Consider the following 12,482-nt stretch of genomic DNA (forward strand, 5'->3'; position numbering starts at 1 on the left):
TTTGTAACAAAAATCGAGGCCAGAATAGCTGGCCTCGATAAAAGCAATTTTTATAATTCCGCTGTTCTAATCGCTTCTTTCATACGTGCCAGTGCCTCTCGAATCTGCTCCGTCTCTACAATCGAAGCAATACGGAAATAGCCTTCCCCATACTAACTATAACCGATTCCTAGCGAAATGACGACACCCTATTAATAATTATTATTTATTCCAATGGATAATTCCCTTGAAAGACTTCAACAGCTGGGCCAGTCATAAAAACTTTGTTGCTACCTTCATCCCACTCGATCTCAAGATCTCCGCCAGGCAAGTGAATTGTTGCTTGACGATCAAGGTAACCATTTAGCACAGAGCCTACTAGAGTAGCGCAAGCTCCAGTACCACAAGCAAGGGTAGGTCCTGCACCTCTTTCCCAGACACGCATATGGGCTTCATTTCTGTTAAGTATTTCTACGAACTCTACATTAGTCTTCTTGGGGAAGATTTGATGCTTTTCTACTAGAGGACCCCACTCCGTCAAGGGGGCTTGATCTATCTTATCAACATAAATTAAACAATGAGGATTGCCCATTGATAAAGCGGTTATTTTTACAGTATTGCCATTTACATCAATCTCTTCATCTATGACCTTATCGGCATGACCAGTCATTGGTATTTTGCTTCTTTCGAAGATAGGTTCTCCCATATCTACTTTCACGGCTACTACTTTGCCTTCATCATTTACCTGAATCTCAGGAACAATAATGCCAGCTAAGGTTTCTACTTTGATAATCTTATTCGTTACAATAGCTCTCTCATAAACATAACGGGCAAAACAGCGAATACCATTGCCACACATCTCCGGTTCAGAACCATCAGGATTAATAATTCTCCAACTAATGTCAGCAATTTCAGAAGGAAGAACCAGAATCAGTCCATCAGCGCCGATTCCATAGTGGCGGTCACAAACTTTGATTGCTACCTCTTCCCAATCTTTGTGCTCTAAGTAAGGACTTTTTCTCGCATCAACAATTACAAAATCGTTACCTAATCCGTGCATTTTTACAAATTCCATTTTGCACAGGTGCCACCTTTCTGATTCTATTTCTTCAAATCCACAGGAGATTGATGTACTAAGCGATTTCTGCGGCTAAGGAAATGCCAGATTCCTGCCAATAGAAGCCATCCTCCTGCCATAAACAGTATAACAAGCCAATGAGAGATCTCAAGAGGAACAGTCTGAAAAATCAATTGTAAGGGTGGAATATATACGACTGCTATTTGCATAAGGGCTGATAAAGCGACTGCCCCAATTAAATAAGGATTGCTAGTCCACCCCAGTTCGAAGATAGAGTATTTTTCGGAGCGACAGTCAAAAACATAAAAAAGTTGAAAAAAAGTAAGTGTACAAAAAGCCATCGTTCTGGCTAAATCTAAGTCACCAAGATAGATTCCATAAGAGAAAACTGCTAGTGTAGCAACACCACAATATGCTCCCCAAAAGAGAATCTTCTGTGCAAGTCCCCTTGAAAAAATACTTTCTTGAGGATGCCGTGGTGAGCGTTCCATTACATCAGGCTCAGACTTTTCTAAACCTAAAGCTAATGCTGGTAATCCATCAGTAACTAAGTTAACCCATAGCAGTTGTACTGGTAAAAGAGGTAAAGGCATAGCCATGAGGCTGGCCAAAAACATAACAAGAACTTCTCCCGTATTGCAAGACAATAAATAACGGATAAACTTACGTATGTTATCATATATAGTTCGTCCATGTTGTACAGCAGTAGCAATAGTTACAAAATTATCGTCAGCCAAAACCATAGAAGAAGCTTCTTTCGTTACATCAGTACCTGTTCTACCCATAGAAATACCAATATCTGCTTCTTTTACAGCTGGAGCATCATTAACACCATCGCCTGTCATGGCAACAACTTGACCTTGTTTTTTGAAAGCTCCTACAATACGAAGCTTGTGGACTGGTGAAACACGGGCAAAGACAGAAGTCCCTTCTACACGCTCAATAAGCTCTTTATCAGTCATTTTATCTAATTGATGACCTACAATCACTTCTTGAGAGCTTTTGGCAATTCCTAATTCTCTAGCAATAGCTAGGCCAGTAACAGGGTGATCTCCAGTAATCATCACCGTCTTAATGCCCGCTCGCTGACAACGTTGTACAGCTTTTTGAACTCCTGGTCTTGGTGGATCCATCATGCCTGCAAAACCAAGAAAGATCAAATTTTCTTCAGCCTTAGAAGCTACATCTTCATCGGTAATATCAAGGTGCGGTAAAACTCGATAAGCTAGCGCTATAACACGCAGAGCTTTTTGTCCCATCTTCTCACTCTCTAAAAGCAAAGACTGCTTTTCTTCTTCCGATAAAGAGTAAGTTTGTCCATCTCTTTGCACGGCTGAAGAAAGGTTAAGAATTGCTTCAGGAGCTCCTTTGACGTAAGAAAAATAACGCTGGTAAGAGTTTTTAACAATGACCGCCATTCTCTTGCGATTGGAGTCAAAAGGGATCTCTCTTATTCTTTCAAACTCTTTTTCTACATTTTCACGGTAAATTCCTCCTTTAGCACTTAAAACCATTAAAGCACCTTCCGTTGGATCACCTTGAATCTGCCAAGAGCCCTCTTTCTTGGGTAATAACGATCCTTTGGGCTTTTTAAGCACCGCATTATTACATATAGTTGCCGCACGTAAAAGATCTTTTATTATAACTTTGTTTTTTAAGACTTCTCCGTGCATTCTAAAAGCACCGATAGGTTCATAGCCTTGTCCATCAACTTTTATCGTATCACTCTGACCTGGAAGGAACATTTCGCGAACAGTCATCTCATTTTGTGTTAACGTGCCTGTCTTATCTGAACAAATCACGGTAGCGCAACCTAATGTTTCTACAGCTGGCAACTTGCGAATAATCGCCCTATTTTTGATCATTTTTTGGACACCAATAGCTAGTGCAATCGTTACAATAGCAGGCAGACCCTCAGGAATAGCGGCTACAGCAAGACTAACACCAACTAAGAGCATTCGATAGATAGGCTCTCCTTGCCATAAACCAATTAACACAACGAGTGTACAGATTAGCAGACATAGTACAACAAGAACTTTACCTAAATGTTCTAGACGCCGCTGTAAAGGTGTCATATCTTGGCCCACTGATTCCATTAAGTTAGCTATATTACCCATCTCAGTATCCATTGCAGTGGCCACAACAAGGCCTTGACCACGACCTTGTGTAACCATAGTTCCGGCATAAGCCATGTTCTTTCGATCGCCTAGGCTTGTCTCACTAGCATCTATGCTTTCGATTTGCTTGCTAACAGCAATCGATTCACCTGTAAGAGCCGCTTCATCTACTTTGAGGTCGGACAGTTCCAATAATCTTAAATCGGCCGGTACGCGATCACCAGCTTCTAAAAAGACAAGATCGCCGGGCACAACTTTTTCTGCCGCTATTTTTTTTACTTGTCCACCACGAAGCACTTTAGCCTCAGGTGCTGTAAGCTTTTGCAAAGCTTCTAAGGACTTTTCAGCTCGATATTCCTGAACAAAGCCAAGCAGGGCATTCATAACAACAATTACCAAAATAGTAACAGCATCAACAATTTCACCTAAGAAAAAGGAAAAAAGAGTTGCGCCAAGCAAAACAAGAATCATAAAATCTTGAAATTGATTCAATAGTTTTTTCCACAGTGGCTCACTCTCTGCTTTTTTTAGGCAATTAGGACCTACGTAAGCTAACCTCTCTTTGGCGGCCTGCTCGGACAAACCGTTATCTTGATTACTTTCAAAGTAATGTAGTACTTTTTCTGTTGTGAATTGATGCCAAGGCTTGTCCCTTAAGGACTGTGACTTGTCCTTACCATCGACAGGGCTCTCTCTTCCCATGACTGTTCCTCCTTAGTGGAAAGGTAATAAAAAGCTAAGCTGATGCTTCTCTTTTTCATGACTATGTTCAGGAAAAGCTTTCCATGACGAGGACAAGCAAGAAAGTAGCTACAAAGATGGTAATTTCTCAATTGCTCCACTAAAAGGGTCATGGTATGATCAATATGAATCAAAGGAGGTCCAAACAAAATGGCCTTAGATGGCATTACACTTCATCACATTGTTGATGAATTAAAAGAAACCTTAATTACAGGACGGATTGATCGCATAGTACAACCCTTACCAGAAGAGATTCATATTCTAGGGAGAACCGGTGCTAAGCATTGGCGTTTGTTGCTATCAGTTCAGGCCATGACAGCGCGCCTTCATATGACTAAAGTAAATAAAACAAACCCGCCCCAACCTCCTCTGTTTTGCATGGTTTTGCGAAAACACTTAGAAAGTGGACGGGTTAAAAAAATCGAACAAATTCCCTGGGAACGCATTGTGATGATTACAGTTGAAGGGAAAGATGAGCTAGGAGGTCGAAGTGAGAAAAAGTTAATCTTGGAGATCATGGGTCGCCACTCAAACCTTATTCTAGTAGATGAAGAATCATCTGCTATTCTCGATGGGTTGCGACGCTACAGTCATGCACTTAGTCGACATCGTGAAGTCTTACCGGGCCGACCCTACGTCCTCCCACCTGCTCAAAACAAAATTGCTCCTAATCAGCTTAATGATGAACTACTAGCTTCGCTTCTCTATACAGAACCTGATAAAAAAGTTGTGAAGGTATTACAGCAACAAATTGCTGGACTTAGTATGGAAACAACACAAGAGATAATTTACCGAGCTGGTCTCAATGCAGAAATTACTGCAGACCAATGTGGTAATTACGAACTTGGAAGAATTATCATCGCTTTTAGAGAACTATTACAGTATCTTGACAAAAAAGAAAAAGAAAGTTATCTATACTGGGCTGGAGATGAGCTAAAAACTTTCGCTCCCTGGCCTCTTCAGCATTTAGAAAAAACTTTAAGTAAAACAGAAAAAGAAAGTATTAACGAAACACTCGATGCTTTCTATCATGGGAAAGAAAGTATCGATAAAACTAATCAACTTCGTCAAAGTTTGCAAAAAAAAGTAGCTATTGAATGGGATAAACTACAACGTAAGCAAGTTAGTCAGACTCAAGATATAGTAGAAGCGGAAAAATATCTTATCTGTCGCACTTGGGGCGATCTAATTCTTACTAATCTTTATCAATTACAAGGTGGCGAAAAGGTACTACAGGCTTATGACTTAGAAAGGCCAGAACAAATTCACCAAATTCCTTTAGATGTAGCTCTTTCGCCTAGTGAAAACGCGCAGAAATATTATAGTCGTTATAACAAAGCAACATTAACAGTACGGCAAGCTACAGAACAACTAGCAAAAACAAAAAATGAGCTCCAATATTTGAGCTCTATTCTAACCATGCTTGAGCAAAGTGAATCTTTAGAAGAGTTAGCAGAAATCAAAGAAGAGCTTGTTCAAGAAGGTTACTGGCAAAAAGAAAAAGAAAAAGAGAAAGTAAAACAAAAGAAACAAAAACAAGGAAAGCAAAAGTCACAAAGTACGCAAAAAGCTGCTCCCCCTCCTGAACCTCTAAAGGTAGAGTATGAAGGGTGGACGATTTTGATCGGTCGCAACAACCGTCAAAATGAATATGTAACAATGAAATTAGGTCGTGATAAAGATCTTTGGCTGCATACAAAAGACATTCCGGGAGCTCATGTACTTATTCTACGTCGTCAAGATAAAGATGTACCTGCTACAGTTTTGGAAATCGCGGCCGCTTACGCCGCTTATTACAGCCAGGGCCGCCAAAGTACAAAAGTTCCTGTGGACTTCACTGAGCGTCGTTTTGTACGCAAACCATCGGGAGCTAAGCCTGGTTTTGTAATTTATGATCATCAACAGACGATTATGGCTAATCCACAAATGATCTACGAGAAAACTAGCAATTTATAAAAAATACAAGTCGCTAAAAAGACAGAAGTGTGTGTAATATCATAATTACGTTAATTTTTAGAAAATACTTGTCCTTTTTTGTATTATCCTATACAATGTTAAACGGTTATGGCGAGGGAGGGCATTTTTTGGCGCTTTTTTGGTAGAGAAAAAAGAGAGAAAAAGCCAAAAAAAGAAAATCCATGGTCCTTATCAATGAGTTGACCCTTGTATGATTGGTTGTAAAAACTCATAGACTGATGATGAATGACAACATAATTGATGCCACTGTTTCAATAGCTAAGGAGGAAACTAATGAACTCATCGTCGCGGGGCTGGCTAGTCGTTCTAGCGGGTCTGGGAATCAATCTTACCCTTGGTATCCTTTATACTTGGAGCGTTTTTGCTAAAGAGTTAACAGAAACTCTCAATTGGACTAATACTGAAGCTACTTTACCTTACACTTTAGCAATTGGTATGTTTGCCTTACTTATGTGGCCTGCTGGTCGTATGCAAGACCGCTTTGGAGCTCGTATAGTTGCTACCGTCGGTGGTGCTCTATGTGGTCTTGGCCTAGTTATCGCCAGTCTATCCCTTACACCAACGACTGTTATGCTAGCCTTTGGTATTTTGACAGGTGCAGGTATAGGACTAGCCTATGCCGCCGCAACTCCGGCAGCTATCAAATGGTTTCCACCAGCCAAAAAAGGCTTAATTACAGGTATTGTTGTAACAGGTTTTGGTGGAGCTCCTATCTACGCTTCCCCCTTAGCAACATATATGTTAAATAACTATGGAATTCAACAGTCTTTTCTCATTTTAGGTCTTTCTTTTATGGTTATTAGTGTTTTGTTGGCCCAGCTTCTTGTACCACCTCCAACACCAAAAAATACAGGTGCTGGTGCTACAACTGCTTTTCAAGGACATCAATATAGTGTATCTGAAATGGTCAAAACATCTCAGTTCTATTATCTCTGGCTTATCTTTGCTTGTATTGCCATGTCTGGTCTGATGGTAATTGGTCATGCCGCCAAAATCATGAGCTTAAGCGGCGCTCAGTGGGGCTTTATCCTAGTAGCTATTCTAGCTGTCGCCAACGCAGGTGGCCGTTTAGCTTCTGGAGCTCTATCAGACAACCTCGGTCGTACCAAAACAATGACTTATGTTTTTGCTCCTGCCGCTCTAGTCTTAGTTTTACTTAACTTTATCGAATCTCCCTACATGATAGCGTCTGCACTGATTGTAATTGGCTTTGCTTATGGCGCATCTATTGCCTTAATACCAGCAACAACTGCTGATTATTACGGAACGAAAAATTTAGGTACTAACTATGGCGTAATTTTTACAGGTTGGGGTGTTGGTGGTGTTTTCGGTCCTATGCTAGCTGGCTATATGGTCGATTCCACCGGCACTTACACAGTAGCATATGTAGTTGCCGCTGTTTTAGCGGCCATCGCAACAGTATTAGCCGCCATGCTAAAGGCCCCTGCAGAAGAAAAAGGACGAAAAGCTTTGGCATAAATCTCTCAATAACTTCGCCTGAAATAATTTTGCCTAAGCAGGCCTCCCTATTATAAGGGGAGGTCTTTTTTTTGCAAAAAAAGGAAGGCTATCGATGAAAGCCTTCCTTTTTTGACTATTTATTATAATTATCATCTAACTACTATGGGCCGCACCAACTAAGTCTTGAAGAGTATTTATGCCTTCTTGAAGACAGAAAGCTTCAATACCTTCTAATATATCTATAGTTGCTTTCGGATTAACAAAGTTGGCCGTTCCTACAGCGATGGCAGTAGCACCAGCCATAATAAACTCAATAGCATCTTCTGCCGTTGTGATCCCTCCCATACCTAAGATAGGTACGGCGGGAAGAGCTCGGTGAACCTGATAGACCATGCGTAAAGCTACTGGTTTTACAGCAGGTCCCGAAAGACCACCAAAAATATTAGCCAATTGAGGCTTTCTTTGCTTAGTATCAATAGCCATTCCTAGAAGCGTATTGATTAAAGCAATAGCATCAGCTCCGACATCGACAACAGCCTTAGCCATTTCCGTAATATCAGTTACATTAGGTGATAGTTTAACAATGACAGGTTTTTTGGTATGCTCACGAACCATTTTTGTCACATCAGCGGCCATAGTAGGAACAGTACCAAACTGAATGCCACCTTGCTTTACATTAGGGCAAGATATGTTTACTTCTATGGCAGAAATACCTTCACAAGCATCAATCATGGCCGCAAGTTGGCCATACTCTTCTAAGGTGTTCCCACTGATATTCACAATGATCGGTGTTCCGAGAGGTTGTAAAGCTGGCAAGTGTTGCTTAATAAAACCATCAATACCTGGATTTTGTAAGCCAATGGCGTTAAGCATTCCTGCCGGAGTCTCAGCCATACGCGGTGTAGCATTACCTTCTCGTGGTTCTAGCGTCGTTCCTTTGACAACAATAGCACCAAGTCGACGTAAATCCACAAAAGGTGCGTATTCTAACCCAAAGCCAAATGTTCCCGATGCTGTCGTCACTGGGTTTTGCATTGCTAGGCCACCAAGATTAACTTTGAGATCAGTCATCCCAAATCACCTCTTTACTCCAGAAAACAGGACCATCGGTGCAAACCTTGGCATGAGTCCAAGTTTTACCTTCTTGACTTGCTTCTCTTTTACAGACACAGGAAAGGCAAGCACCTAGACCGCAACACATGCGCTCTTCCAAAGAAACTTGGCAAGGCCAACCTTTTTGGAGAGCCAATTCATGAATAGCTTTAAGCATACCTTTAGGGCCACAAGTATATAGAAGTGGCATCTTCCCTAACAAGGGCAGATGGTCAAAAAGAGCAGTTACTCGACCGCAATGACCAGCAGAACCATCTTCTGTCGCTAGGTCTACATCTACGCCTAGAGCTTGGAATTCCTCTAGGGCTACAAGCTGTTCTTCGCAACGACCACCGCAAAGCAAAATGCCAGGTTTGCCAACTTTGCTCCATGCTTTAGCTAGCGACAATAAAGGCGCAACGCCAATGCCGCCAGCTACATATATAGGTAAAAGGTCTCCTGCTGGCAGGTCTTGAGCCTCTGGCAGTGTCCAGCCTCTTCCTAAGGGTCCCCAGATCATTACTTGCTCGCCAGGTTGGCATTGAGCTAAGATAGCTGTTCCTTTGCCTACTCGGTGATAAAGTAAAGTGACTGTGCCTGCTTCACTATCAAAGTCATGAATGCTAATGGGACGAGGCAATAAAGGATCGACCATAGCATTAACTCTTACTTGGATGAACTGACCCGGTTGACATAGCCGGGCCAATTCAGGAGCCATAAAACGAATTCGAAAAATAGCAGGTTTTAGCTCTTCTTGTTCAAGTACCGTAGCATGATAAAGTATAGGCTGCACTTATATCGCCGCCTTTCCTATTTAGGCCAGATATTCTTGAAGAGGAATCATATCAAAATCATCGCCTTCGCGCATTGCTTTCAAGGTCTGCAACAACACAGCAGCTGTATCGAGAGAAGTTAAGCAAGGAATTGAGTGTTCAACAGCGGCACGACGAATCTTAAATCCATCACGTTGTGGCTCTTTTCCTCTGGTCATAGTGTTGATAATCAATTGAATCTTATCTTCTTTGACCAAGTCAATAATATGAGGAGAGCCTTCGCCAATTTTGTTGACAGCTTCTACAGGAACACCTGCTTCTTGTAGAGCCTTAGCCGTTCCACCAGTAGCCATAATGGGGAAGCCCAGTTCAGAAAATTCTTTGAGCAAAGCGATTGCTTCTTCTTTATCTTTGTCAGCAATAGTAGCTAAGACTGTTCCTGAAGATGGAATATCCATACCGCCAGCTACAAGGGCTTTGTAGAATGCTTTATGGAAGTTCACATCGACACCCATTACTTCACCTGTAGATTTCATTTCAGGCCCTAAAGAAGTCTCCACGTCCACTAACTTACCAAAAGAGAAGACTGGTACTTTAACAGCCACATAAGGTGGTGGGGGCACAAGACCGCCCTTATAACCTTGTTGCGCTAACGTTTCTCCTAAGATAATACGTGTGGCAATGTTAATCATAGGGATGTTGGTGATTTTGGAGAGATAGGGAACTGTACGACTAGAACGAGGGTTTACTTCAATAACATATACTTGCTCGTCATGAAGTACATACTGAATGTTCAAGACACCTTTTACATTGAGGTGTAATGCTAGGTTGGTCGTATACTCGATGATTTTGTTAACGACATGCTCAGAAAGGTTATTAGCTGGGTAGACAGCTATGGAGTCACCGGAGTGAACGCCTGCTCTTTCTACGTGCTCCATAATGCCAGGAATTAGAACTTCTTGTCCGTCACAAATAGCATCAACTTCAATTTCTTTACCAATCATGTATTTATCGACAAGCACAGGATGCTTAGGGTTAACTTCTACGGCTGTTGTCATGTAGTTCATTAATTCGTTGTCATTATAGACAATTTCCATAGCACGTCCACCTAAAACATAAGAAGGACGAACCAGAACAGGGTAGCCAATATCTCTTGCTACAGCAAGAGCTCCTTCTACAGAAGTGGCTGTCTTACCGGCAGGCTTAGCGATGCCTAGTTCGATAAGAACTTGGTCAAAGCGGTCGCGATCTTCTGCTCGGTCTATATCTTCAACAGAAGTACCTAGGATTTTGAAGCCTGCTTCAGCTAGAGGTGCCGCTAAGTTAATAGCTGTTTGCCCACCAAATTGCACAATAATGCCTTCTGGCTTTTCTTTGTTTAAGATATGAATTACATCTTCTGGCAAGAGTGGCTCGAAGTAGAGACGGTCAGCAGTATCAAAGTCAGTAGATACAGTCTCCGGGTTATTGTTGATAATAACAGATTCGTAACCTTTCTCACCAATAGCCCAGACAGAGTGCACGGAACAGTAATCAAACTCAATACCTTGTCCAATCCGAATAGGACCAGATCCGATAACTGCGATTTTGGGGCGATCTGTTCTCGGTCCTTCATCTTCTTTTTCGTAACTGGAGTAGAAGTAAGGTGTTTCAGCTTCAAACTCTGCGGCGCAGGTGTCAACCATTTTGTAAACTGGCTTAATATCTGCTTCCAAACGATGTTGTCTAATAGTAACTTCATCAATTGCTAGAATGCGCTCTAGTTCGGCGTCAGAGAAGCCCATCTTTTTAGCTTTTTTGAGCAGTTCCAGTGGTAAAGCTTGAATATCTTGATTGCGATAATTGCTTAGCTCTTTTTCCATGTTCACGATATTTTGCATTTTGTGAAGGAAGAAAAGGTCAATAGCTGTGATATCGTTAATCTGTTGTACTGTCCAACCACGGCGGAAAGCCTCACCTAAGACGAAGAGTCGACGATCATCTGCTTCCACGAGAGCTTTACTAAGTTCTTCATCAGAAAGAGCTTCCCAGCCTTTTTGATAAAGACCAACGACTCCCATTTCTAAAGAACGAATAGCTTTCAGCAGCGCTGACTCAAAGCTTCGATCGATGGCCATTACTTCACCAGTAGCCTTCATCTGCGTACCCAGACGACGCTGAGCACCTGTGAACTTGTCAAAAGGCCAACGAGGAATTTTCATAACTACATAATCGATTGAGGGTTCGAAGCAAGCATAGGTTTTGCCTGTTACTGCATTTTGAATCTCATCTAAAGTCTTGCCAATAGCAATTTTGGCGGCTACTTTGGCAATAGGATAGCCTGTTGCTTTAGAGGCTAAGGCTGAAGAGCGGCTTACCCGTGGGTTTACTTCGATAACAATATACTCAAAAGAGTTGGGGTTCAAAGCTAATTGTACGTTACAACCGCCTTCAATCTTCAGAGAACGAATAATCTTAATGGAAGCGGCACGCAACATCTGATATTCCTTATCAGATAGAGTTTGTGTCGGAGCTACTACGATAGAATCACCAGTGTGAATACCTACTGGATCAATGTTTTCCATGCTACAAATCGTAATGCAATTGTCTGCTTTGTCGCGCATTACTTCGAATTCAATTTCTTTCCAACCAGCTACACTGCGTTCTACTAGGATTTGTGTAATGGGAGAGTGCTTCAGTCCACGAACAGCTACTGCTTTGAACTCCTCCATGGTGGCGGCAATACCACCGCCAGTGCCACCTAAGGTGTAAGCTGGGCGAATGATAAGTGGAAATCCTACTTCTTCAGCAAAAGCAACAGCATCTTCTAAGGTTTCCACAATCGTAGACTGTGGTACAGGTTCATTAATTTCTTCCATCATTTGTTTGAAAAGATCGCGATCTTCTGCTTTTTCAATAGCTGAAAGAGGAGTACCGAGGAGTCGCACGTTTAACTCTTCTAAGATACCTCTTTCCGCCAAAGCTCGAGCTACGTTAAGACCAACTTGGCCTCCTAGGGTTGGTAATAGACCGTCGGGCTTTTCCTGGCGAATAATTCTTTCAACAAAGTCAGGTGATAAGGGCTCAATGAATACTCTATCCGCAATATTGGCATCAGTCATAATCGTAGCTGGGTTGGAGTTAACTAGAATTACTTCATAGCCTTCTTCTTTCAAGGCACGGCAAGCTTGTGTACCGGCATAGTCAAATTCGGCGGCCTGTCCAATCACAATAGGACCTGACCCAATAACCATAACTTTACGCAATTCTTTTGTGTTGGACATC

7 protein-coding genes are annotated in these 12,482 nt (G+C 41.8%); 2 read left to right on the forward strand and 5 right to left on the reverse strand.

Annotated features, from left to right (window positions below):
- Positions 1 to 205: 205 nt before the first annotated feature.
- Both dapF and F9B85_RS02020 read right to left on the reverse strand, forming a co-directional pair.
- The gene (dapF, locus tag F9B85_RS02015; RefSeq protein ID WP_151617963.1) at positions 206 to 1,054 is read right to left on the reverse strand and encodes a diaminopimelate epimerase; all 849 of its coding nucleotides are present in this window, start codon (positions 1,052 to 1,054) and stop codon (positions 206 to 208) included.
- A gap of 26 nt (positions 1,055 to 1,080) precedes the next feature.
- Positions 1,081 to 3,876, reverse strand: coding sequence for a calcium-transporting P-type ATPase, PMR1-type (locus tag F9B85_RS02020; RefSeq protein WP_151617965.1), 2,796 nt, complete (start codon positions 3,874 to 3,876; stop codon positions 1,081 to 1,083).
- Positions 3,877 to 4,065: 189 nt separating this feature from the next.
- Between F9B85_RS02020 and F9B85_RS02025 the strand changes: the two genes are divergently transcribed.
- A complete protein-coding gene (locus tag F9B85_RS02025; protein ID WP_151617967.1) occupies positions 4,066 to 5,871 on the forward strand; it encodes an Rqc2 family fibronectin-binding protein in 1,806 nt (601 codons plus the stop codon).
- 294 nt (positions 5,872 to 6,165) lie between these two features.
- Positions 6,166 to 7,371 (forward strand): L-lactate MFS transporter, encoded by a 1,206-nt coding sequence (locus F9B85_RS02030; protein WP_151617969.1) that lies wholly within the window; start codon positions 6,166 to 6,168, stop codon positions 7,369 to 7,371.
- 135 nt (positions 7,372 to 7,506) lie between these two features.
- On the opposite strand, the gene F9B85_RS02035 is transcribed toward F9B85_RS02030, so the two are convergent.
- The 3 genes from F9B85_RS02035 to carB are packed head-to-tail and all read right to left on the reverse strand — an operon-like array spanning position 7,507 to position 12,481.
- The gene (locus F9B85_RS02035) at positions 7,507 to 8,424 is read right to left on the reverse strand and encodes a dihydroorotate dehydrogenase (RefSeq protein WP_151617971.1); all 918 of its coding nucleotides are present in this window, start codon (positions 8,422 to 8,424) and stop codon (positions 7,507 to 7,509) included.
- Positions 8,417 to 9,238: a dihydroorotate dehydrogenase electron transfer subunit gene (locus F9B85_RS02040; RefSeq protein ID WP_151617973.1), complete on the reverse strand. Its 822-nt coding sequence runs from the start codon at positions 9,236 to 9,238 to the stop codon at positions 8,417 to 8,419. The genes F9B85_RS02035 and F9B85_RS02040 overlap by 8 nt, the downstream gene beginning before the upstream one ends.
- A 21-nt stretch (positions 9,239 to 9,259) precedes the next feature.
- Complete coding sequence (gene carB / locus F9B85_RS02045) at positions 9,260 to 12,481, reverse strand: carbamoyl-phosphate synthase large subunit (RefSeq protein ID WP_151617975.1); 3,222 nt, start codon at positions 12,479 to 12,481, stop codon at positions 9,260 to 9,262.
- Position 12,482: the final 1 nt, after the last annotated feature.

It is taken from the genome of Heliorestis acidaminivorans (assembly GCF_008933955.1).
Lineage (GTDB): Bacteria > Bacillota > Desulfitobacteriia > Heliobacteriales > Heliobacteriaceae > Heliorestis > Heliorestis acidaminivorans.